This window comes from Streptomyces sp. NPDC093071 (genome assembly GCF_044754545.1).
In the GTDB taxonomy this organism is placed as follows: Bacteria; Actinomycetota; Actinomycetes; order Streptomycetales; family Streptomycetaceae; genus Streptomyces.
Genome location: NZ_JBIVPH010000008.1, coordinates 202,623 through 223,708 on the forward strand (window position 1 = coordinate 202,623; position 21,086 = coordinate 223,708).

General features: G+C 72.5%; 21 protein-coding genes. 12 read left to right on the plus strand and 9 right to left on the minus strand.

The window, feature by feature from the left end; translation table 11 throughout:
• Nucleotides 1-12: 12 nt before the first annotated feature.
• From ACIQD7_RS26690 to ACIQD7_RS26700, 3 genes are all read right to left on the minus strand, one after another.
• Nucleotides 13-2,112 carry a lipopolysaccharide biosynthesis protein gene (locus tag ACIQD7_RS26690; protein ID WP_402444846.1) on the minus strand — a complete coding sequence of 700 codons (2,100 nt, stop codon included), beginning with the start codon at nt 2,110-2,112 and terminating at the stop codon, nt 13-15.
• Complete coding sequence (locus ACIQD7_RS26695; RefSeq protein ID WP_402444913.1) at nt 2,109-3,275, minus strand: DegT/DnrJ/EryC1/StrS family aminotransferase; 1,167 nt, start codon at nt 3,273-3,275, stop codon at nt 2,109-2,111. Before ACIQD7_RS26695 ends, ACIQD7_RS26690 begins: the two co-directional genes overlap by 4 nt.
• Before the next feature lie 220 nt (nt 3,276-3,495).
• Nucleotides 3,496-4,395 carry an RNA polymerase sigma factor SigF gene (locus tag ACIQD7_RS26700; protein ID WP_402444848.1) on the minus strand — a complete coding sequence of 300 codons (900 nt, stop codon included), beginning with the start codon at nt 4,393-4,395 and terminating at the stop codon, nt 3,496-3,498.
• A 220-nt stretch (nt 4,396-4,615) separates the two neighbouring features.
• On the opposite strand from ACIQD7_RS26700, the gene ACIQD7_RS26705 reads away from it, so the two are divergent.
• Both ACIQD7_RS26705 and ACIQD7_RS26710 read left to right on the plus strand, forming a co-directional pair.
• Complete coding sequence (locus ACIQD7_RS26705) at nt 4,616-4,984, plus strand: STAS domain-containing protein (protein ID WP_121829831.1); 369 nt, start codon at nt 4,616-4,618, stop codon at nt 4,982-4,984.
• Nucleotides 4,985-5,117: 133 nt separating this feature from the next.
• Nucleotides 5,118-5,540 (plus strand): ATP-binding protein, encoded by a 423-nt coding sequence (locus tag ACIQD7_RS26710; protein WP_121829832.1) that lies wholly within the window; start codon nt 5,118-5,120, stop codon nt 5,538-5,540.
• Nucleotides 5,541-5,652: 112 nt separating this feature from the next.
• Here the strand turns inward: ACIQD7_RS26710 and ACIQD7_RS26715 are convergent, their stop codons facing one another.
• Entirely contained in the window at nt 5,653-7,173 is a 1,521-nt protein-coding gene (locus tag ACIQD7_RS26715) for a peptide MFS transporter (RefSeq protein ID WP_121829833.1), read from the minus strand.
• A gap of 427 nt (nt 7,174-7,600) precedes the next feature.
• On the opposite strand from ACIQD7_RS26715, the gene ACIQD7_RS26720 reads away from it, so the two are divergent.
• The gene (locus ACIQD7_RS26720; RefSeq protein WP_121829834.1) at nt 7,601-8,278 is read left to right on the plus strand and encodes a response regulator transcription factor; all 678 of its coding nucleotides are present in this window, start codon (nt 7,601-7,603) and stop codon (nt 8,276-8,278) included.
• Between the two features lie 21 nt (nt 8,279-8,299).
• Nucleotides 8,300-9,571 carry an ATP-binding protein gene (locus tag ACIQD7_RS26725; protein WP_121829835.1) on the plus strand — a complete coding sequence of 424 codons (1,272 nt, stop codon included), beginning with the start codon at nt 8,300-8,302 and terminating at the stop codon, nt 9,569-9,571.
• Between the two features lie 10 nt (nt 9,572-9,581).
• Here ACIQD7_RS26725 and ACIQD7_RS26730 read toward each other — a convergent pair whose 3' ends face one another.
• Complete coding sequence (locus tag ACIQD7_RS26730; RefSeq protein ID WP_402444851.1) at nt 9,582-10,100, minus strand: GtrA family protein; 519 nt, start codon at nt 10,098-10,100, stop codon at nt 9,582-9,584.
• Nucleotides 10,101-10,321: 221 nt separating this feature from the next.
• Here ACIQD7_RS26730 and ACIQD7_RS26735 point away from each other — a divergent pair, with 221 nt between their 5' ends.
• The 3 genes from ACIQD7_RS26735 to ACIQD7_RS26745 are packed head-to-tail and all read left to right on the plus strand — an operon-like array spanning nt 10,322 to nt 13,163.
• The gene (locus tag ACIQD7_RS26735; protein WP_202526887.1) at nt 10,322-11,440 is read left to right on the plus strand and encodes a 5-(carboxyamino)imidazole ribonucleotide synthase; all 1,119 of its coding nucleotides are present in this window, start codon (nt 10,322-10,324) and stop codon (nt 11,438-11,440) included.
• A complete protein-coding gene (purE, locus tag ACIQD7_RS26740; protein ID WP_161371643.1) occupies nt 11,437-11,964 on the plus strand; it encodes a 5-(carboxyamino)imidazole ribonucleotide mutase in 528 nt (175 codons plus the stop codon). Before ACIQD7_RS26735 ends, purE begins: the two co-directional genes overlap by 4 nt.
• Nucleotides 11,961-13,163, plus strand: a complete 1,203-nt coding sequence (locus ACIQD7_RS26745) for a dipeptidase (RefSeq protein WP_402444853.1) — start codon at nt 11,961-11,963, stop codon at nt 13,161-13,163. Before purE ends, ACIQD7_RS26745 begins: the two co-directional genes overlap by 4 nt.
• A gap of 85 nt (nt 13,164-13,248) precedes the next feature.
• Here ACIQD7_RS26745 and ACIQD7_RS26750 read toward each other — a convergent pair whose 3' ends face one another.
• Nucleotides 13,249-13,923 (minus strand): tellurium resistance protein, encoded by a 675-nt coding sequence (locus tag ACIQD7_RS26750; protein WP_402444855.1) that lies wholly within the window; start codon nt 13,921-13,923, stop codon nt 13,249-13,251.
• Nucleotides 13,924-14,079: 156 nt separating this feature from the next.
• Between ACIQD7_RS26750 and ACIQD7_RS26755 the strand changes: the two genes are divergently transcribed.
• From ACIQD7_RS26755 to ACIQD7_RS26775, 5 genes are all read left to right on the plus strand, one after another.
• Nucleotides 14,080-15,339: a methyl-accepting chemotaxis protein gene (locus tag ACIQD7_RS26755; protein ID WP_402444857.1), complete on the plus strand. Its 1,260-nt coding sequence runs from the start codon at nt 14,080-14,082 to the stop codon at nt 15,337-15,339.
• Nucleotides 15,336-15,821, plus strand: a complete 486-nt coding sequence (locus ACIQD7_RS26760; protein ID WP_402444859.1) for a hypothetical protein — start codon at nt 15,336-15,338, stop codon at nt 15,819-15,821. Before ACIQD7_RS26755 ends, ACIQD7_RS26760 begins: the two co-directional genes overlap by 4 nt.
• A 35-nt stretch (nt 15,822-15,856) precedes the next feature.
• Nucleotides 15,857-16,522, plus strand: a complete 666-nt coding sequence (locus ACIQD7_RS26765) for a VWA domain-containing protein (protein ID WP_402444860.1) — start codon at nt 15,857-15,859, stop codon at nt 16,520-16,522.
• Nucleotides 16,523-16,785: 263 nt separating this feature from the next.
• Complete coding sequence (locus ACIQD7_RS26770; protein WP_402444863.1) at nt 16,786-17,616, plus strand: protein phosphatase 2C domain-containing protein; 831 nt, start codon at nt 16,786-16,788, stop codon at nt 17,614-17,616.
• Nucleotides 17,613-18,572: a hypothetical protein gene (locus ACIQD7_RS26775; protein ID WP_402444865.1), complete on the plus strand. Its 960-nt coding sequence runs from the start codon at nt 17,613-17,615 to the stop codon at nt 18,570-18,572. Before ACIQD7_RS26770 ends, ACIQD7_RS26775 begins: the two co-directional genes overlap by 4 nt.
• A gap of 91 nt (nt 18,573-18,663) precedes the next feature.
• Here the strand turns inward: ACIQD7_RS26775 and ACIQD7_RS26780 are convergent, their stop codons facing one another.
• From ACIQD7_RS26780 to ACIQD7_RS26790, 3 genes are all read right to left on the minus strand, one after another.
• Nucleotides 18,664-19,044 carry a VOC family protein gene (locus tag ACIQD7_RS26780; protein WP_121829840.1) on the minus strand — a complete coding sequence of 127 codons (381 nt, stop codon included), beginning with the start codon at nt 19,042-19,044 and terminating at the stop codon, nt 18,664-18,666.
• A 96-nt stretch (nt 19,045-19,140) separates the two neighbouring features.
• Nucleotides 19,141-19,707, minus strand: coding sequence for a hypothetical protein (locus ACIQD7_RS26785; protein WP_402444867.1), 567 nt, complete (start codon nt 19,705-19,707; stop codon nt 19,141-19,143).
• Between the two features lie 30 nt (nt 19,708-19,737).
• Complete coding sequence (locus tag ACIQD7_RS26790; protein ID WP_121829842.1) at nt 19,738-21,063, minus strand: UDP-glucose/GDP-mannose dehydrogenase family protein; 1,326 nt, start codon at nt 21,061-21,063, stop codon at nt 19,738-19,740.
• Nucleotides 21,064-21,086: the final 23 nt, after the last annotated feature.

Below are 21,086 nucleotides of genomic sequence, written 5' to 3' on the forward strand. Positions count from 1 at the left end.
CCTGCCGGAGGCTCAGCGACGGCCCCCCGCCAGGCCCCGGAAGGCGCACACCGCCATCGTGGTCCCGGCCAGGCCGAGGAAGAGCGGGAGCGGGGCGGCGGCGAAGGCCTGCTGCCCCGCCCAGCCGGCCCAGACCAGCACCCACACCACCCCGGCCGTGACCCGGGCGCCCGCCCCGAGCACCCGCAGCAGCACGGCCGCCAGCAGCAGGCACAGGGCCTGGAGCGCGATCGGGACGACCGCCCGCTCCACGCCCTCGCCCAGGAGCGCGGCGCCGGGCCCCTCCGCGTCGGCGGGCCGCAGGCCGAGCAGCGGCGGGGCGGTGTGCAGGGCGAGGAAGGTGGTGAGCAGGACCGCGGCGGCGAAGCCCGGCCGGAAGGCGCGCGGGACCGCGGCGGCGCCCTGGAGGGCGACGAGCAGCAGTCCGGCGAGGAGCGTGACGGGCGGCAGCGCGGAGAGCAGCCCGGTGCCGGACAGCTCCTCGACGTCCAGCTCGTGGGAGTGGGCCAGCGGGAACCAGAAGAGCCCCGCCGCCAGGCCGAGCAGCAGCCACAGCGGGGTCGCCCACCGCTCCGGAGGACGGTCCGCCGCCACCGCCGGGGCGGGCGCGGGTCGCCGCTCCTCCGCCGCCCGCTCCGGGGGCACGAAGACGGGGATGCCGAACGCGGGCGTCACCGAGTCGTGCGCCCCGCGCAGATAGGCGCTCTCGCGCGCCCAGTTGGTGCCGTAGCCGTCCTCGGCCCTGGCCTTCGTCCGCGCGGCCTCCCGGGGCGGCACCACCGGCGTGCGCCCCTTCAGGACGGCCCGGAGCCCCGGCACGCACACCGCCGCCATCACGGTCATCGAGGCGAGGACGGCGATCCCGGCGCCGCCGATGCCGTACGGGCCGAGGAGGGCGGCCGCGCTGCCGAGGACCAGGACGCACATCGCGCCCTGGACGGCGGCCAGCATCCCCGTACGTCCCTGGACGCGCAGCACGCCGATGTACAGCTCGACGGCGACCCGGGGGAGCGCGGCGGCGGCCAGCAGCCGGAGCACGGTCGTGCCGTGCTCGGCGTAGTCGCCGCCGAAGGGGGCGAGTATCAGCGGGGCGAAGACGACGAGGACGAGGACGACCGGGACGAGCAGCAGCGCCATGCGGCGCAGCGCGCCCCTGACCCCCTCGGCGAGGGACTCCGGGCTGTGCGAGGCGTGCGCGGTGAGCGAGGAGGCCATGTTGATGGCCATGAACTCCATCGTGCCGCCGACGGTGTACGCCGTGTAGAAGAAGGCGTTGTGGGCGGCGTCGAAGCGGACGGCGACCATCACCGGCAGCAGGTTGATCATGGCGAGGCTGAAGAGCGCGCCGACGGAGTCCCCGGCCATGAAGCGGCCGATCTCGCGCAGCCGGGGCGGTTCGCGGTCCCGGTCGGCGTGCGCCTGCCGGGGGATGAGCCGCCGGAAGACGAGCCAGGCCAGCGGGACCACCGAGAGGGCGATCGCCGCCGACCAGGAGACGAAGACGCCGAGCACGGGCACGGCGGCGGCCAGGGCGACGAGCAGGATCAGCTTGCCGAGCGAGAAGACCGCGTTGCCGACGGGGACCCAGATCGCCCGCCGCAGCCCGGTGAGGACGCCGTCCTGGAGGGTCAGCAGCGCCCAGCCGACGCAGGAGGCCGTGAAGAAGAGCCCGGCGGACAGGGTGCCGAGGGGGGCGTACGAGGGGCCCCACCAGTCCAGGGTGAGCAGGAAGACCCCGCAGGCCACGGTGACGACGACGGTGCTGACCAGGTACAGGCGCAGCACGAGCGGCCCGGTGGCGCGGCCCGCCCGGGGCACGTACCGGACGACGGCGCCGATCATCGTGGTCGCGGTGAGGGAGGCGAGGAGCCGCTGGGCGGCGATGGCGGCGGAGCCCTGGCCGACGGCCTCCTCCGAGTAGTAGCGGGCGGCGACCAGCCAGAAGCCGAGGCCGAGGGCGGCGGAGACGCCGGTGGAGAGCATCAGGGCGTAGGCGTTGCGGAACATGGAGCTCTCGCCCGAGCCTCCGGGCGCCTGCTCCTCCGGGGCCCCGCGCGGCGGCTCCTCGTCCTCCGCGCGGTCCGTGCCCCGCAGTCGTACGGTCTCGGTCACCGGGCGCCGCCGAGGGCCGCCGACGGGTGGGCGGGCCGCAGTCCGGCGGTCCGCAGGGCGGCGAGGGCGTCGTCCGCGCGGCGCGGGTCCACGGGGAGGGCGTGCCGGGCGAACCAGGCGGCGCGTTCCGGCGCGGGGGAGGGGTCGGTGAAGCGCTCGCCCGCGTAGGCGTCGAGCGGCGGGTCGTAGAGGTAGCCGGTGGTGATCCGGCGCCGGGCGAGGGCGGCGACGGCCGCGTCCCGGTCCTCGACGAGCAGCGGCACCCGGAAGAGGGGCTGGGGCTCCGCGCCGGGCCCGCCGCCGGCGGAGCCGTACTCGCTGGCCAGGAGGCGGGCGGTGCCCGTCCGGTGGGCGTCGAGGACGGTGTCGAGCCGGGACAGGCGGCGGCCGGTGCGGCGGAGCCGGGCGGCGCCCGGCCGGAGCCGGTAGTCGTGCATGTCGACGCGTATCCAGGAGTGGAAGGGGTCCAGGGCGGGCGCGGCCGGGAGGGCCCGCTCCAGGGCGCCGGGGCGGAGCGGCATCCGTATCTCCTCCCGCTCCTCCAGGCGGAGCGCCCGCAGGGTGGCGCGTGCGGCCCCGGTCAGGCGCAGTCCGCGCACGGCGGCCTCCGCGTACGGCCGGGCCAGGTGGGCGAGTTCGGCGGTGGCGCGGGTCGGGTGCAGCAACGCGTCGCGAGCGGCGGCCAGTTCGTCGCGCAGGGTCGGGTCGGCGAGGGTGAGGAAGCCGCCCGTCTTGGCGTGGACGTGCTTGGAGAGGCTGAAGACGGACGCCTCGCCGTACGTGCCGACCGGGCGTCCGCCGACGGTGGAGCCGATCGCGTGGGCCGCGTCCTCGATCAGCGGGACGCCGAGCCGGTCGCAGCGCTCCCGCAGCTCCGGTGCCGGGTCGGGGTTGCCGTACAGATTGGTGGTGAGGACGGCGGACAGGCCGCTCCAGACGGAGTCGGGGACGGCCGCCGCGTCGACGGAGCCGTCGCGCGGGTCGAGCGGCGCCTGCACCGGGCGCAGGCCGGCGGCGAGGACGACGAAGAGGATGACGTCGTCGTTGACCGGTGACATCAGGACCCTGCCGCCGGGTCCGCACCAGTGGCGCAGCGCGAGGTAGAGGCCGAAGCGGCACGACGGCACGTAGAGGCACTCCCTGCCCCCAAGTCTGCCGCGCATCAGCCCTTCCAGTTCCGCGTACGCAGAAACCATGTGATTCCCCCCTGAACCCCCGGGCTCAATGTGGCCCATTCCGGACGGCGCGTCAACAACGCGCCCCGGCCGTACGCCTGGTGGTGCGCGGAAGGGCCCGTCCGGGGTCGGCAGACCGTGAACGGGCCCTTCCGCGGCCGTTCTCGCGGCTGCGGCCATTGTGGCGGCTCGGGGCGGGAGCCGGAGGTCATTCCTCCAGTGTGAGGCCCTGGCGCAGCCGGGTGAGGGTGCGGGCCAGGAGCCGGGAGACGTGCATCTGGGAGATGCCGAGCTCCTCGCCGATCTCCGACTGGGTCATGCCGGAGACGAAGCGCAGGGAGAGGATCTGCCGCTCGCGGGAGGGCAGCGAGGCGATCATCGGCTTGAGGGAGGCGATGTACTCGATGCCGGCGATGCCGTTGTCCTCGTAGCCGAGCCGGTCGGCGAGCGCGGCCTCGCCGCCTCCGCCGTCCTCCTCGGTGGGCTGGGCGTCGAGCGAGCTGGCGGTGTACGCGTTGCTCGCCGTCATGCCCTCGACGACCTCCTCCGGCGCGATGCCGAGTTCCTCGGCGAGCTCGGCGACGGTGGGGGCGCGGTCCAGGCGCTGGGACAGGGTGTCCGTGGCCCGGGCGAGGTCGAGGCGGAGCTCCTGGAGGCGGCGGGGTACGTGCACGGACCAGGAGGTGTCGCGGAAGAAGCGCTTGATCTCGCCGATGATGGTCGGCATCGCGAACGTGGGGAACTCGACGCCGCGGGAGAGCTCGAAGCGGTCGATCGCCTTGATGAGGCCGATGGTGCCGACCTGGACGATGTCCTCCATCGGCTCGCTGCGGGTGCCGAACCGGGCGGCGGCGAAGCGGACGAGGGCGAGGTTCAGTTCGACGAGGGTGTTGCGGACGTACGCGTGGTCGTGGGTGCCCTCCTCCAGCTCCGCGAGGCGGGCGAAGAGGTCCTTCGACAGGGCGCGCGCGTCGACCGGACCGATCCGGTCGAGGGGCCGGTCGAGCAGCCGGTCGGCGAGCTCGCCGGGGAGGGGGGTGGTGGGGTCGACGGAAAGGGTTGCCGACGGCGCGTCGGGGGTACGCGTGGCGTCGAGCCGGGGTGACATGGGTCTCCTTCGGGTTCTTCTCGCAGCGGTTTGCGGCGCCTCCAAGCCGGCCGTTTCGGGTGTTCTCTCTAGCCCTACCTGCTCGACCCTGAAGGTTGCAAGTGCCAATAATCCCGTTTGTCTGGTTATGAGATGGACCTCGTGTGCATCGGAGGCCGCCCCGCTTGTAGTGTTCGAGGCACGTCAGTCGGCATCCGCGAGAGCGAGAAGAGGCACGGCCATGGACCGCGAACACATCGGCAGCGCACTGCCCGCGCGGCTGCGGGTCGAGACGCGGACCGTGGGGGAGAGCGAAGTCCTCACCCCGGTGGGCGAACTCGACCATCACACCGCCGAACTCCTGCGCGAACCCCTGGACGGGGCACTGGACGCGGGCCGTTCCCGGCTCGTCGTCGACTGCTCCGGTCTGGAGTTCTGCGACTCGACCGGACTCAACGTCCTGCTCGGTGCCCGGCTGCGGGCGGACGCCGCCGGTGGCGCGGTGCACCTGGTGGGGATGCGGCCCGCGGTGGCCCGGGTGTTCCACATCACGGGCGCGGACACCGTCTTCACCGTCCACGAGACGCTCGCGACCGCGCTGCCCGAGTGAGCGGGGCCCGAGGGGGCCGGGCCCGCACGGGCCCGCCGCTCCCGGGGCCCCGGGCCCGCTGGGCCTCCGGCCCGCCGCGCCCCGGCTCCGCACGTCCTGTCCCCGTCCTGTCGATCGGTGAGGTGAAGCGCTGATGGACCAAGCTTCCGACGTCCGTACGCTCGCCCTCGGCGAGACCAGCGGCACGGTGCCGCTCGCCCGCGACTTCACGCGGACGGCGCTCCACGAGTGGGGCTGGCTGCCCGCCGACACCGCCGACCGCAGGGCCGCCGCCGAGGACGTCCTCCTGGTCGTCTCCGAGCTGGTCACCAACGCCTGCCTGCACGCCGACGGGCCCGAGAGCCTGCGCGTCCTGCGGCTGCCCAAGGTGCTGCGCCTCGAAGTCACCGACCGCGGCGCCGGCCAGCCCGCCCCGCGCACCCCGCACCGCGCCGGCCGCCCCGGCGGCCACGGCATGTTCATCGTGCAGCGCCTCTGCCGCGACTGGGGCATCGAGCGCACCCCCGGGGCCCCCGGCAAGACCGTCTGGGCCGAACTCTCCGCCCCCGGCGACTGACGGGCCGTCCCGCCCCCCCCGGCGACCGACGGGCCGCCGCGAGCCCCGAGAACGGCGAAGGCCGCCGCACCGGATCGGTGCGGCGGCCTCGCGCGTGGAGCGGCGGGGAGCGTCAGTGGACGTCGCCCATGAGGTTCTGGACCTTCTTGCGGTACATCCAGATCGCGAATCCGGCCAGGACCGCCAGGGACGCCTCCATCGCGATGATCCCCGTCCCGTTGAGGTCGACGCCCGCGATCGACAGCAGACCGGTGGTGCAGTCACCGGCGGTGACCGCGAGGAACCACACGCCCATCATCTGGGAGGCGTACTTCTGCGGCGCCATCTTCGTGGTGACGGAGAGGCCGACCGGGGAGAGGCACAGCTCGCCGATGGTCTGGATCATGTAGATCGTGACCAGCCACATCGGGGAGACCTTGGTGCCGTCGCCCGCCATGTTCATCGGGACGATGAAGACGAAGAAGGAGGCGCCGACCAGGACCAGGCCCATCGCGAACTTCACGATGGTGTTCGGCTCCTGGTTCTTGCGGGCCAGCCACAGCCACAGCCAGGCGAAGACCGGGGCGAGCGCCATCACGAACAGCGGGTTCAGCGACTGGTACCAGGTGGCCGGGAAGCCGAGGCCGAAGATGGTGCTCGCGGTCTTGTCGTCCGCGAACAGCGACAGCGTCGAGCCGCCCTGGTCGTAGATCATCCAGAAGATGGCGGCGGCCACGAAGAACCAGATGTAGCCGGTCACCCGGGACTGCTCGCCGGAGCTCAGGTCCTTGTCGCGCTTGATGCGCGCCAGGACGGCGACCGGGATGATCAGACCCGCGAGGGTGATCGGGACCATCGCCCAGTTCAGGGTGTACATGCCGAGGGCGACCACGGTGCCGTAGAACACGGCGGCCACGGCGACGACGACGGCGGTCTTCGTGAGGACGGCCTTGCGCTCCTCCGGGGACAGCGGGTTCGGGACCTCGCTGCTCTTCGGGTTCAGCGTCTTGGCGAAGGCCAGGAAGACGGCCAGGCCCAGGCCCATGCCGACGGCGGCCAGGGCGAAGCCCAGGTGCCAGTTGACCTTCTCACCGACGGTGCCGATCACCAGCGGGGCGAAGAACGCGCCCAGGTTGATGCCGACGTAGAAGAGCGTGAAGCCGCCGTCGCGGCGCGGGTCGTCCGCGTCCTTGTACAGGTGGCCGACCATCGTCGAGATGTTGGCCTTCAGCAGACCGGAGCCGACCGCGACGAGCGCGAGGCCGACGAAGAACATCGCCTGGCCGGGGACGGCCAGCGCGACGTGGCCGAGCATGATCACGGACGCGGCTATCGCGACCGTCTTGCGGGCACCCCAGACGCGGTCGCCGAACCAGCCGCCGGGCATGGCCATGAGGTAGACCATCGAGACGTAGACGGAGTAGATCGCCGTCGCCGTCGCCGCGGTCATCGCGAGACCGCCGCCCTGGCTGCCCGTGGCGGCGTCCACGCCGCCGGAGACCAGGTACAGGACCAGGAGGGCCCTCATGCCGTAGTAGGAGAAGCGCTCCCACATCTCGGTCATGAAGAGGGTGGCCAGGCCCCGGGGGTGGCCGAGGAACGTCTTCTCGTACTCGGGAATCCCGGTGGAGGACGCCGTCAGGCTGGACGCCATGTCGATCCTTGCTCTGTCGGGACGCTCGCCTTGTGAGCGGGGTGCGCCCGGTGGGGGAGGCCGGCACCGGCGGAATCGTGGAACTCCGCCGGGATCCACGCCCCGGGAGACGCGTCTTCACGTCCCGGAACCCGGCCCACAGGTCATTCGGCGTCATCGAGGGCGGCGGGGCCGACCTCACGCAGAAAAGAGGACCCCGACCCACCAAGTCGGCCAAAGGTCCCCGAATACCGCTACAGACGCCTCAACACCATACGACACGACAGTGCCGGATATGGAAGGACTTGAGAGATGGATCACAGGTGAGGATGCAACCGTACAGGGTCATTCGAAGGTCACACACAAGATGCCCACAAGATCCGCAGGGTCCCCCCGCGCCGGGCGGATCGCACCCCGGCCCGGGTGCCGTGCGGACTACCATCACCCCATGACCCGTGTACTGCTCGCCGAGGACGACGCGTCCATCTCGGAACCGCTGGCCCGCGCCCTGCGGAGGGAGGGGTACGAGGTCGAGGTCCGCGAGGACGGCCCCACCGCGCTCGACGCCGGCCTCCAGGGCGGCGTCGACCTGGTCGTGCTCGACCTGGGACTCCCCGGCATGGACGGCCTGGAGGTCGCCCGGCGGCTGCGCGCCGAGGGACACGCGATCCCCATCCTGGTGCTCACCGCCCGCGCCGACGAGGTCGACACCGTCGTCGGGCTCGACGCGGGCGCCGACGACTACGTCACCAAGCCCTTCCGGCTCGCCGAGCTCCTCGCCCGGGTCCGGGCCCTGCTCCGGCGCGGCGCCGCCGAGCCCGTCGTCGCCCCCTCCACCCACGGCGTGCGGATCGACGTCGAGTCGCACCGCGCCTGGATGGGCGACGAGGAGCTCCAGCTCACCGCCAAGGAGTTCGACCTGCTCCGGGTCCTCGTCCGGGACGCCGGCCGGGTCGTCACCCGCGACCAGCTGATGCGCGAGGTCTGGGACACCACCTGGTGGTCCTCCACCAAGACCCTCGACATGCACATCTCCTGGCTGCGCAAGAAGCTCGGCGACGACGCGGCGAACCCGCGCTACATCGCCACCGTGCGCGGCGTCGGCTTCCGCTTCGAGAAGAGCTAGCCCCCCAGCGAAAGAGCCTCCGTGCGCCGCCGTCTGATCAACTCCACGCTCGCCGTGGTGCTCGTCGTCATCGCCGTCTTCGGCGTCTCCCTCGTCATCGTCGAGACCCGCACGATCGCCGGCAGCGCCCAGGAGAGCGTGGACTCGGAGGCGCTGCGGATCGTCTCCATCGTGGACAGCCGGCTCATCGGCGGCGAGCCGGTCAACCCGGACATCCTCGCCGAGCAGAGCGGCGCCAAGCGGTACGCGCAGATCCTCATCCCCGGCCGCGACCCCATCTCGATCGGGGAGCGCCCCGAGGGCGAGGTCATCCGGGGCAGCGCCGAGGGCGAGCGCGGCGAGACCGTGATCGTCGAGGAGTCCCGCTCGGCCGTCACCGCCGAGGTCGGCCGCACCCTCCTGATCATCGGCGCGGTGGCCCTGCTCGCCGTCGTCGCCGCCGTCCTCCTCGCCGTACGGCAGGCCAACCGGCTCGCCTCCCCGCTCACCGACCTCGCGGAGACCGCCGAGCGCCTCGGCTCCGGCGACCCGCGCCCCCGGCACAAGCGGTACGGGGTGCCCGAGCTGGACCGGGTCGCGGACGTCCTCGACGCCTCCGCCGAGCGGATCGCCCGGATGCTCACCGCCGAGCGCCGGCTCGCCGCCGACGCCTCCCACCAGCTCCGCACCCCCCTCACCGCGCTCTCCATGCGCCTGGAGGAGGTCGCCCTCGCCGACGACCTGGACACGGTCAAGGAGGAGGCGACGATCGCGCTCACCCAGGTCGAGCGGCTCACCGACGTCGTGGAGCGGCTCCTCACCAACTCCCGCGACCCCCGGACCGGCTCCGCCGTCGCCTTCGACCTGGACGAGGTCGTCAAGCAGCAGATCGAGGAGTGGCGGCCGGCCTACCGCAGCGCGGGGCGGGCCATCGTGCACTCCGGCAAGCAGGGGATGCGGGCCGTGGGCACCCCGGGCGCGGTCGCCCAGGTCCTCGCCGCCCTGATCGAGAACTCGCTCATGCACGGCGGCGGCACGGTCGCCCTGCGGACCCGGGTCACCGGCAACCAGTCCGTGATCGAGGTCACCGACGAGGGGCCGGGCGTCCCGGCCGACCTCGGCGCGCGGATCTTCGAGCGGGCCGTCAGCGGCCGCAGCTCCACCGGCATCGGCCTGGCGGTCGCCCGCGACCTCGCGGAGGCGGACGGCGGCCGCCTGGAGCTCCTCCAGCAGCAGCCGCCGGTCTTCGCGCTCTTCCTGGGCCGCGAGGCCAGGAGCGTCTCGGACCGGCCGTCGGACCGGCCCGTACGCTGAGGAATCCCGGTCAGACCCGGTCGGGCTGGCGGCGGGTCGCCTGCCGCGGCGGCGCCTGCTCCAGGAACGATTCGGCGGTCTGCACGGCCTCCTTCGCCGGCAGGGCGCGGAAGACCCAGGTGCGGTACGACCAGAAGCGGAACAGGGTCGCGACCCCGATCCCGAAGAACTTGAAGAAGTTGCTGGCCAGCGGGCCGTCCCAGCCGAAGCCGTACGTCGCCGCGTAGAGCAGACCGTTCTGGATCACCAGGCCGATCAGGCTGAAGACCAGGAAGAGGGACATCTCCTTGGTGCGGCTGCTCTTGTCCCGGTCCCGGTAGGTGAAGTACCGGAAGCCGACGTAGTTGAACGCGATCGCGACCACGGTGGCGATGACGCTCGCCCGCACGACGGGCAGGTCCGTGAAGTGGCGCACGAGGTTGAAGACCCCGAGGTCCACCAGGACCCCCACGGCCCCCACGGCGCCGAACTTCGCGACCTCGCGGAAGAGCCGGTCGAGTCGCGCGCGCAGCGCGCCGGGTTCACTCATGGTGATGGCTCTGTCCCGTCCGTCCGGGTGACGCCCGGGTGACGTCAACCAGTCCATGCTAACCAGGGCCTCTGGCACATGCCGGTGTACCGCGTGAACCATGGCCGAACCTCACCCCCGCCGCACCCGTCGGGGGCGCCCCTCTTGTGACAAAACACAGCCGGACGAGTGTTCCCCGATGGTGCGGATACCCTAAGAGGGTGACGTTTCCGGTAGTCGGCATGGTCGGTGGCGGTCAGCTCGCCCGAATGACCCACGAGGCGGGCATCCCCCTCGGCATCAAGTTCAAGCTCCTCAGTGACACCCCGCAGGACTCCGCGGCCCAGGTGGTGAGCGAGGTCGTCGTCGGCGACTATCGCGACCTGGACACGCTGCGTGACTTCGCGCGCGGATGCGACGTGATCACCTTCGATCACGAGCACGTCCCCACCGAGCACCTGCGGGCCCTGGAGGCGGACGGCATCCCCGTCCGGCCGGGGCCCGACGCGCTGGTGCACGCGCAGGACAAGGGGGTGATGCGCGCCCGGCTCGACGAGATCGGCGCGCCGAGCCCCCGCCACCGCATCGTCGCGGACCCGGCGGACGCGGAGGCCTTCGCGGCGGAGGTCGGGGGCTTCCCGATCATCCTCAAGACCGTGCGCGGCGGCTACGACGGCAAGGGCGTCTGGTTCGTGCGTTCCCCCGAGGACGCCCGCGACCCCTTCCTGGCCGGCGTCCCGGTCCTCGCGGAGGAGAAGGTCGACTTCGCGCGCGAGCTGGCGGCGAACATCGTCCGCTCCCCGCACGGCCAGGCCGTCGCCTACCCGGTCGTGGAGTCCCGCCAGGTCGACGGCGTCTGCGACACCGTGATCGCCCCCGCCCCCGACCTGTCCGAGGAGCTGTCCGGACAGGCCCAGGAGCTGGCGCTGCGGATCGCCCGCGAGCTGGGCGTCGTCGGCCACCTCGCCGTGGAGCTCTTCGAGACCACGGACGGCCGCATCCTCGTCAACGAGCTGGCGATGCGCCCGCACAACTCCGGCCACTGGACCCAGGACGGCGCGATCACCTCGCAGTTCGCCAACCACGTCCGGGCGGTCCTCGACCTGCCCCTCGGCGATCCGCGCCCCCGCGCGCGGTGGACCGTGATGTGCAATGTCCTGGGCGGCGACTACCCGGACATGTACTCCGCGTACCTGCACTGCATGGCCAGGGACCCGCAGCTCAAGATCCACATGTACGGAAAGGACGTGAAGCCCGGCCGCAAGGTGGGCCACGTCAACACCTACGGCGACGACCTGGACGACGTGCTGGAGCGCGCCCGCCACGCCGCCGGCTACCTGCGAGGGACGATCACCGAATGAGCACCAGCCCCGTCGTCGGCATCGTCATGGGTTCGGACTCCGACTGGCCCGTCATGGAGGCCGCCGCCCAGGCCCTGGACGAGTTCGAGATCCCGTACGAGGTCGACGTCGTCTCCGCGCACCGGATGCCGCGCGAGATGATCGCGTACGGCGAGGAGGCCGCCGGGCGCGGGCTCAAGGCGATCGTCGCGGGCGCGGGCGGCGCCGCCCACCTGCCGGGGATGCTCGCCTCCGTCACCCCGCTGCCGGTCATCGGCGTGCCGGTGCCGCTGAAGTACCTCGACGGCATGGACTCGCTGCTCTCCATCGTGCAGATGCCGGCCGGCGTCCCGGTCGCCACGGTCTCCGTCGGCGGCGCCCGCAACGCGGGCCTCCTCGCGGCCCGCATCCTGGCCGCGCACGACCCGGCCCTGCTCGACCGGATGCGCGCCTTCCAGCGGGAGCTGAACGACCAGGCCACCGAGAAGGGCAAGCGGCTGCGCGCCAAGGTCGAGGGCGCCGAGTCCTTCGGCTTCGCCCGGTGACCGCCGCCGACCGCCTCGCCGAGGCGCGCGAGCTGCTCGCCGGCCACCCGGTGGTGGACGGCCACAACGACCTGCCGTGGGCCCTCCGCGAGCACGTCCGCTACGACCTGGACCGCATGGACATCGCGGCCGACCAGACCGGCGCGCTCCACACCGACCTGGCCCGGCTGCGGGCCGGCGGCGTCGGCGCCCAGTTCTGGTCGGTGTACGTGCCCTGCCGGTTCACCGGGGACGACGCCGTCAGCGCCACCCTGGAGCAGATCGACGTGGTCGACCAGCTCCTGGAGCGGTACGCCGCCGACCTGGCGCCCGCGCTGACGGCGGACGACATGGAGGCGGCCCGGAAGCAGGGCCGCATCGCCTCCCTCAAGGGGGCCGAGGGCGGCCACTCGATCAACAACTCCCTCGCCACCCTGCGCGCGCTGCACGCCCTGGGCGTGCGCTACATGACGCTCACCCACAACGACAACAACGACTGGGCGGACTCGGCGACCGACGACCCCGGCGTCGGCGGGCTCTCCGCCTTCGGCCGGCAGGTCGTCCGCGAGATGAACCGCTCCGGCATGCTGGTCGACCTCTCGCACGTGGCCGCCACGACCATGCGGGACGCCCTCGACGCCACCGCCGCGCCGGTGATCTTCTCGCACTCCTCGTCCCGCGCGGTCTGCGACCACCCGCGCAACGTCCCGGACGACGTCCTGGAGCGGCTGCCCGCCAACGGCGGCGTGGCGATGGCGACCTTCGTGCCGAAGTTCATCCTCCCGGCGGCCGTCGAGTGGACCGCGCGGGCGGACGAGAACCTGCGGGAGCACGGCTTCGACCACCTCGACACCACCGCCGAGGCGATGGCGCTGCACCGCGCCTTCGAGGAGGCGAACCCGCGCCCGGTCGCCACCGCCGCCACCGTCGCCGACCACCTCGACCACATGCGCGAGGCCGCCGGCATCGGCCACATCGGCATCGGCGGCGACTACGACGGCACGGCCTTCACCCCGTCGGGCCTGGACGACGTCGCCGGCTACCCGAACCTGGTGGCGGAGCTCCTCCACCGCGGCTGGTCGCACCCGGACCTGGCCAAACTGACCTGGTCCAACGCGGTCCGCGTCCTGCGCGACGCGGAGGACGTCTCCCGCGACCTGAGGGACCGCACGGCCCCGTCGAACGCGACGATCGAGTCCCTGGACGGCCGGGGCGCCTGACGCCCGGACGTCCGGGGCCACTTCGGTGCACCCCGGACGCGCCGAGCGGCCTACCGGTCGGGTGGGAGAGGGACGGAGCGGCTCCTCAGTCCTTGGTGGCCCACACCCAGTCGACCCCGAAACCGTAAGCCTGGTCGATCAGCTGCTGGTTGCTCTGCCACTGCGTCGCGGTGAACCAGCGCACCTCGCGCCGTACCACCGTTCCTTCCCGGCCCGACGTGATCGAAGCGATCGCGCAGGCCGTCGCTCCGGTCGGCGCGTCGTCCAGGAGGATGCGCAGGCCGCCCGAAGGGGCCGTGACCGTCACGACGCCACCCAGGCTCCGGAAGTCCACGGCGCCTTCGTAGACGAAGGTGTAGACGAGCGTCCGGCGCACCCGGGCCCGGTACTCCAGATTCATCCGTACCGTCTCCCCGTCCGAGGAGGCACCGGTCCGGTCGTCCTGGTCGAGCCGGACGTAGGGAGGCGCATCGAGTGCGCCGAACGTGTTCCCGAGCGCCTGGACGACGTGCACCGATCCGTCGGCGAGCTCGATCAGACAACCGAGATCCAGGTCCGCCCCCGTCGACGCCGACCAGTTCAGATTGGCCTGGAGCATTCCCCGGCCGGCCACAAGCCCACGGGGCGTCGCCTTGGTCAGCAGGGTCTCCGCATCCCGCCGGCCCGTTTCCTCGCGTACCGCCGCGGTCTCTCGCGCCGCTTCGTATTCCACCGATTTCGGCTTGAGCCGAACGACACCACGCGGACGATCCGATCCCATTCCTGCCCCCCTGGCGGATATCAATCTCCGGACAGCAGAGTACCGACGGGTGGGCTAGGATCTGCCCAAATCCGGGGGATGGCGGGTGCCTCAGGGCGTGCTGGGGAGCACGCGGCACCGTGGCGAAACCCCTGGTCTCTCATGTGTGGGGTGGACATGGCCGTCGATTCTTCGGCGAATCATCGAAAAGTAGCAAAAGAGATCGAAGATCTTTCCCGTGAGGCCGAACTGGCCTCCCGCGCCGAGGAACTGCTGGATCTCTCCGGGGCGTTGCGCTCCGCGAGTACCGATCCCCGTCCGCTCGAACCGTGGGCGGAAATCGATCTTCTCGACGCGTTCGCTCGCCCGGAAAGCCTGACCGTCGGTTTCCCCGCGCGGGAGCACCCGGCCTGGGGCTGGCTCGAAACGCTTCTCGGCGGCCTCGTCTTCGTCCCGCTCGCACTGACCTGGCTGGGGCTCACCCGGGCGTCCAGTGCCTATGAGGCCCTGACGGGCACGGACCCGAAGGCGGCCACCCGGCCCTTCCTCCAACTGTGGCAGTCAGGCTTCGAGGGCCGCTTGACCGGCTTCTTCACCTTCGGTCACGTGGCCGGCTTCGCGACCGGCGCGATCCTCGTCCTCCTCGTCCTGGCCCTGGTGCACGGGTGGCGGCGCACCGAGACCGCCCGCAGGGAGAAGGAGGGCGAACGGCGCGTCGAGGACCTGCTGCGCAGGATGGTGCCCGTTCTGACGCGGGCCCAGCTCTGCCTCAACGCCCACCGGCTCTCCTCTCCCGTGCGGTTCGCCGAAGAGCTCACGAAGTCCGCCGCCACCCTCAACCGGCTCGGCACGCGGGCGGCGAAGACCCAGCAGGAAATCGCCCTGGCGGCCGCGCTCGTCGGCGAGTCCCTCGACAAGGCGCAGCAGCGGCTGGCCGGCGTGGACACCGCCGTACGCCCGCTGGAGACCGCCGCGAACCGCATCGAGGACGCGGTGAGGGGGAGCGGCAAGGAGGTCGAGGCCTCGGTCAGCGGCAACGGAGTCATGGTGCGCAAGGCTCTGGAGGACGTACGGGGAATGAGCGGCGAGGTGCGGGACGTCCTGGAGAAGGCCGGAACCCGGGTGGAGGACTCCGTCCTGATGCTGGCCGCGGCACAGCGTGCCTTCACCACGGGGATCGAGGTCTCCGGGGACCTGTCGGGCCAGGTGCTCGACCGGCTCACCGAGATCGTGACCGCCTCGGCCCGCAACAGCGCGGACACCCACGCCCTGCTCGGCAGGTTCGCCGATCAGGCGGACGTCCTGACCGGGGTCGCCGAGCGGCTCGGGAGAGCCTCGGACACCCTGGCGGAGGCACTCGCACGGCTCGCCCCCGGGGACGCCCTGCCCGGACCGCGGCGACAGGACGTCCCGCCGGGCCGGGCCGAGGTCCGGTGAGAGCCCCCCGGTTCAATCCGCTGCACTTGGCGGGCTGGCTCTTCGCGGACATGCTGCTCGTCCTCGCCCTGGTCGCCATGGGAGACCAGGGCGACCCGCTGGCGGCCGAGGCGCCCACCGGCCCCAAGGCGACCACGAGTCCGAAGCCCGGCCCGTCCAAGACCCCCGCGCCCAAGGGACCGCGTGCGGTGACCCGCACTCCGGTGAAGGTCTCCCTCGACGCACCGCCCGGGGACCGGGCGACCATGCGGGAACAGCTCCGAAAGATCACCGCGCGGTACGAAGGACGCCAGGCGGCCTTCGTCCTCACCTTCGGCCACCACCCCGAACCGGGCCTCGGCGGGGACTACGCCACGGACGTCAACTCGCAGCTGGCCAAGGCCCGCCCGGACATGTTCAGGGGTGCCACCACGCGCGACTTCTGGAAGGGCGCCCCCTCGGGCGGGCACGCCGACCTCGAAATCTACTTCTACACGTACTGAGCGGCCACCGACCGCCTCACCGGAGGGAAGCACCCATGCAGATACTCCCGTTCTACCTGCTGTGCGACGAGTCGGGCTCGATGGCGGGTTCCAACGTCGACGCCCTCAACGAAGCACTGCCCAAGCTGCACGACGAGATCAGCACCAACCCCACCGTGGCCGACAAGACCCGGTTCTGCCTCATCGGCTTCTCCACCGAGGCCAACGTGCTCCAGCCCCTGGTCGACCTGAGCGACATCGACGAGGTCCCCGCCCTGGCGGCCGGCGGCCTCACCTCGTTCGGAAACGCCTTCCGTACCCTGCTGCGCTGCATCGAGACGGACGTCGCCGCGCTGAAGGCCGAGGGACACGAGGTGTACCGGCCGGTCGCCTTCTTCATGTCGGACGGCGTCCCGACCGACGACGACTGGCAGCAGGCGTACGACGAGCTGACGAAGTCCCGCTACTGCCCGAAGATCATCGCCTTCGGCGTGGGCGACGCCGAGAAGTCCACCATCGCCCACGTGGCGAACTTCCGAGCCTTCATCCAGCAGGACCAGAACGTGTCCCCCGCCGCGGCCCTGCGGGAGTTCGCCTCCAGCCTGACCAAGTCCATCGTGCGGTCGGCCACCAGCATCGCCTCCGACGGCAACTCCGACTTCACGCTCTCCGTGGAGGAGACCGTGCCCGGCTTCGCGACCGTGTCGCTCGACAAGCTCTGAGGACGGACGACGCGATGGAACACGAGAACCGAGCGGAGCCCGTGCCGTTCCACGGACCGGTGGCCGAAGACGCGTCGGTGGCGACTGCCGTCCCAGCGGACCCGACACCCCGGGACGTTCCGTCCGGCCCCGCCCCGGACACCTCGCCCGAACCCGGGAGGCGGGCCGACCCGGCCGTCCCGGACCTTCCGCTCCTCGGGGCCCCCGCGCACAGCGGCCGCAGACCACCGAGTTATCCGTCGGTGCCCCAGGGCCGCAAGCGGGTGTCGGACGGAAAGGCCGCCGCGATCCTTCCGGACATCGTGCTGGACGGCGCCGCCTTCGGCGCGCTGACCGTGCGCGCGGCCTCGGTGCGGGGCGACTCCCACCGCTATACGGGCGAGCCCCGGCAGGACTCGGTCATCATGGCCCTGCTCGGGGAGGAGGCCGGGGGCGAACTGCTGATGCTGGCCGTGGCCGACGGGGTCGGCTCGCAGCGCCTCTCCCACGTCGGGGCGTACAAGGCGTGCCGGCTCGCGGTCTGGGCCTTCGATCTACGGGCCCGCGAGATGTACGAGGCCCTGGCCGCCGGCCGGGCGGACCGCTTCGCCGACGTGGCGGAAGAGACGACGACCCGGATCGCGGCCCGCTTGCAGCAGATCGCCGTGGGAAGCGAGACCGACCCCGCCGCGTACTCCACCACGCTCCGGGTGCTCCTCGTCCCGCTCGATCCGGAGGTCCGCACCCGCGGCCTCGTCACGATCGGGGACGGCGGCACCGCCCTGCTCCGGGACGGGAAGTGGGACCTGGCGCCCGGCGGGACCGTCAGGGAGACGGACGACGGGATCATCGACACCCGGACCGCCGCGCTCCCCCTGACCCGCACTCCCGTGACGCGACTGCTGACCACCCGGCCCGGCGACGTCCTGGTCCTCTCCACCGACGGCCTCTCCTCGCCGCTGGCGGGCGAGCCCGAGATGCGGGAGTTCCTCGGCGCCGCCTGGGGCGGTGACGTCGTGCCCGGGCCCGTGGACTTCCTCTGGCAGTTCCAGTACCGGGTGAAGTCGTACGACGACGACCGCACCGCGGTCGTGCTCTGGGAGACGCTGCAGTGACGGCGGACGACGGTCTGGACGTCGAGCAGACACGGCTCGCGCTGGGGAAGGAGCTCGCTACCGGCGGCCAGGGGCGGGTGCACGAGGTCGGCGGGCCGGGGCGGCTTCTCTTCAAGAGGTACCTGGAGCCGCACAAGGCCGACGGAACCGCTCTCGCCGCTCTCGTCGCCCTGCGTCTGGGGCTCGCTCCGGCCGACCGACAGCAGCTCGACCGCAGCGCCGCATGGCCGCTGTGCCGGGTGCTGGACGGCGGCCGGGTGGTGGGCTTCCTCATGCGCCGGGCACCCGACTCGATGACCTGGCGTTCGGCCAAGGGCGACGTCAAGCTGACCGAGCTGCAGTTCCTGCTCCGGGCGCCGAAGGCCGGCACCCGGACTCTTCGGCAGCCCACACCTGCCGAGCGGTACGCCCTGGTGGTGGGCCTGGTGGAGCTGGTCGACCGACTGCACACGATGGGGCTCGTGATCGGTGACCTCTCGCAGGCGAACGTCCTGTGGTCGCTCGATCCGGATCCGGCCGTGCACCTGCTGGACTGTGACGGCGTGCGCATCACGGGCCGGGCCCCCGTACTCGCCCAGGCGGACACTCCGGACTGGCTCGACCCGAAGGCGCCGCCCGGGACGGTGAGCGTCGACAGCGATCGTTACAAGGCCGCCCTGATGATCGGCCGGGTCCTCGCCCAAGAGCCTTATCTGACCCCGGAGCACGAGCTGACACCGGTCGGCGGGGTGCTCGACGAGCGGCGGGAGACGGCCGTGCGCCGTCTGTGGGGTCTCGCGGGCGGTGCGTACGGCACCAGGCCGGACCTGGGGCAGTGGCGCGTCGCGCTGGCCGGGCGGGACACGATCAGACTGCTCGCCGCACGGCCCGCGCCCCGGCCCGTGGTGGACCGCTCGCTGTTCGACGAGGGCCCGAACCGCAGGCGAGGCACCATCAGCCTCCGGGACGGTTCCTAGCCGCCGGAAGCGACGACGGGGAAGCCCGACGCGCGGACGCCCGCCCCCGCCGGAGCGGGTCGCGGGCGTGTCCGTGTCACGGTCGGGCGGCCTACAGGTCCACGCAGAGGCAGAACGGGTGCCCGACCGGGTCCGCGTACACGCGGAAGTCGCGGTCGGGTCCGCCCGCGTCGAGCAGCTTGGCGCCGAGCGCGAGCACCTGCTCCTCGCCCCGGTCGAGGTCGTCCACGGTCAGGTCCAGGTGGAACTGCTGCCCGCCGTCCTCCTCGGGCCAGCGCGGCGCGACGTACCCAGCGACCTCCTGGAAGGCGAGCCGCGTGCCGTCGTGCCCGGAGAGGACCACCCAGGAGTCCCCTTCCTCGGAATCCTCCGAGACCTGCGGGGAGCCGCCGAGGATCCCGGCGTAGAAGGTGGCGAGGGACAGCGGGTCGGGACAGTCCAGGACGACGGACCGCAGGGTGGCGACGGGCATGGCTCTCCTCTTTCGCGGGGGCTCCGCGCGGATTCCGCGGAAGCGGGAGTGTTCTTCTGTCCCGCCTACCCACTCCGACGCCCGGCAAGGCCCCGGCTAGCCCTCCAGGAGCTCCAGTTCCGCGTCCGTGAACCGGGCCGCGCAGGCGTCCTCCGTGGCCGTGATCGTGGTCATGCGGAAGACGTCCGCGTCGGTGTGCCGGGCGAAGAGGGTCCACCCCTGCTTCTTGTACTGGGCCGTCAGCACGAAGCCGTCCTCGTCGAGCGTCACCCGCTCGACGGGCTTGTGCTCCTTCCAGCCGCGTTCCGCGAGGGCCGCGAGGACGTCCCGGAACTGCCGCTCCGCCTCGGCGGGCTTCGGGTCGCGGGCCGACCAGGCGGTCGAGCAGGCCGCCATCCGGTCCGCCACGTCCTTCCGCTTCCGCTCCTCCTCGGTGGCCGGACCGTCGGACGGGTCCTCCGGCTCCGGGGACTCCGGCTTCGCTTCGCCGGGCAGCCCGGCGGCCTCGCCGGCCGCGTCCAGGTCCGCCCGGGCGGCCTCCCTCCCGAAGGCGGCCGGGCCCTTCGCGCCGCCCTCCGACCCGCCGCCGCATCCGGTGACGAGCACCGCTCCGACGGCCACGGCGGCCATCGTCCGCACGAATCCGCCCATGGTGGTGCTCATGCGCCGTTCTTCCCCCCGGGTCCCCGGGCCCTACGCCCGCGGACGTCCCATCGCCCGGTACGTCCAGCCCGCCCCGCGCCACCGCGCCGCGTCGAGCGCGTTGCGGCCGTCGAGGACGATCCGGGCGGACACCGCCTCGCCCAGCTCCGCCGGGTCCAGCTCGCGGAACTCGCGCCACTCCGTCAGGTGCAGCACCACGTCCGCCCCGCGCACGGCCTCCAGGGCCGAGTCCGCGTACCCCAGGGTCGGGAAGAGCCGGCGGGCGTTCTCCATGCCCTTCGGGTCGTAGACGGTGACCTGACCGCCCTGGAGGTGTATCTGCCCGGCCACGTTCAGGGCGGGGGAGTCGCGGACGTCGTCCGAGTCCGGCTTGAAGGTGGCGCCGAGGACGGCGACCCGGCGGCCCAGGAAGGAGCTCCCGCCCAGGACCTCGCGGGTCATCTCCACCATCTGGCCGCGCCGCCGCATGTTGATCGAGTCGATCTCGCGCAGGAAGGTCAGCGCCTGGTCGGCGCCCAGCTCGCCCGCCCGGGCCATGAACGCCCGGATGTCCTTCGGCAGGCAGCCGCCGCCGAAGCCGATGCCGGCCCGCAGGAACTTGGAGCCGATCCGCTCGTCGTGCCCGATGGCCTCCGCCAGCTTGGCGACGTCGCCGTCGGCGGCCTCGCAGACCTCCGCCATCGCGTTGATGAAGGAGATCTTGGTGGCGAGGAAGGAGTTCGCGGCGGTCTTCACCAGCTCCGCCGTCGGGAAGTCGGTCACCACGAACGGCGAGCCCTCCCCGACCGGCACCGCGTACACCTCGCGCAGCAGCTTCTCGGCCCGCTCGCCGCGCACGCCGACCACGATCCGGTCCGGGTGCAGGGTGTCGCCGACGGCGAAGCCCTCCCGCAGGAACTCGGGGTTCCAGGCGAGCTCGACGCCCGCCGGGAGCAGGGCCGCGAGCCGCTCGGCCGAGCCGACCGGCACGGTCGACTTGCCGACGACCAGGGCCCCTTCCCGTACGACCCCGGCGAGGGAGGTGAAGGCGGCGTCCACGTAACTCATGTCACAGGCGTACTCGCCGTGCTTCTGCGGGGTGTTCACGCAGACGAAGTGCACGTCGCCGAAGGCGCCCACCTCCTCCCAGGAGGTGGTGAACCGCAGCCGGCCGCTCGATCCCTCGATGCCGGCGACGTGCTTCGCGAGCAGCTCTTCGAGCCCCGGCTCGTACATCGGGACCCGGCCGGAGGACAGCAGCTCGATCTTCTCGGGGACGACGTCGAGGCCGAGGACCTCGAATCCGAGTTCCGCCATGGCCGCGGCGTGGGTGGCGCCGAGGTAGCCGGTGCCGATCACGGTGATCTTGAGGGCCATGCGGTACTCCAGAGGGGTCGGGC

What these genes read in the sequence shown, in the direction of transcription:
- ACIQD7_RS26695 (WP_402444913.1), bottom strand. Translation starts at nt 3,275, where the DNA reads ATGCGCGGCAGACTTGGGGGCAGGGAGTGCCTCTACGTGCCGTCGTGC.
- ACIQD7_RS26700 (WP_402444848.1), bottom strand. Translation starts at nt 4,395, where the DNA reads ATGTCACCCCGGCTCGACGCCACGCGTACCCCCGACGCGCCGTCGGCA.
- ACIQD7_RS26705 (WP_121829831.1), top strand. Translation starts at nt 4,616, where the DNA reads ATGGACCGCGAACACATCGGCAGCGCACTGCCCGCGCGGCTGCGGGTC.
- ACIQD7_RS26710 (WP_121829832.1), top strand. Translation starts at nt 5,118, where the DNA reads ATGGACCAAGCTTCCGACGTCCGTACGCTCGCCCTCGGCGAGACCAGC.
- ACIQD7_RS26715 (WP_121829833.1), bottom strand. Translation starts at nt 7,173, where the DNA reads ATGGCGTCCAGCCTGACGGCGTCCTCCACCGGGATTCCCGAGTACGAG.
- ACIQD7_RS26720 (WP_121829834.1), top strand. Translation starts at nt 7,601, where the DNA reads ATGACCCGTGTACTGCTCGCCGAGGACGACGCGTCCATCTCGGAACCG.
- ACIQD7_RS26730 (WP_402444851.1), bottom strand. Translation starts at nt 10,100, where the DNA reads ATGAGTGAACCCGGCGCGCTGCGCGCGCGACTCGACCGGCTCTTCCGC.
- ACIQD7_RS26735 (WP_202526887.1), top strand. Translation starts at nt 10,322, where the DNA reads ATGGTCGGTGGCGGTCAGCTCGCCCGAATGACCCACGAGGCGGGCATC.
- purE (WP_161371643.1), top strand. Translation starts at nt 11,437, where the DNA reads ATGAGCACCAGCCCCGTCGTCGGCATCGTCATGGGTTCGGACTCCGAC.
- ACIQD7_RS26750 (WP_402444855.1), bottom strand. Translation starts at nt 13,923, where the DNA reads ATGGGATCGGATCGTCCGCGTGGTGTCGTTCGGCTCAAGCCGAAATCG.
- ACIQD7_RS26755 (WP_402444857.1), top strand. Translation starts at nt 14,080, where the DNA reads ATGGCCGTCGATTCTTCGGCGAATCATCGAAAAGTAGCAAAAGAGATC.
- ACIQD7_RS26765 (WP_402444860.1), top strand. Translation starts at nt 15,857, where the DNA reads ATGCAGATACTCCCGTTCTACCTGCTGTGCGACGAGTCGGGCTCGATG.
- ACIQD7_RS26780 (WP_121829840.1), bottom strand. Translation starts at nt 19,044, where the DNA reads ATGCCCGTCGCCACCCTGCGGTCCGTCGTCCTGGACTGTCCCGACCCG.
- ACIQD7_RS26785 (WP_402444867.1), bottom strand. Translation starts at nt 19,707, where the DNA reads ATGAGCACCACCATGGGCGGATTCGTGCGGACGATGGCCGCCGTGGCC.
- ACIQD7_RS26790 (WP_121829842.1), bottom strand. Translation starts at nt 21,063, where the DNA reads ATGGCCCTCAAGATCACCGTGATCGGCACCGGCTACCTCGGCGCCACC.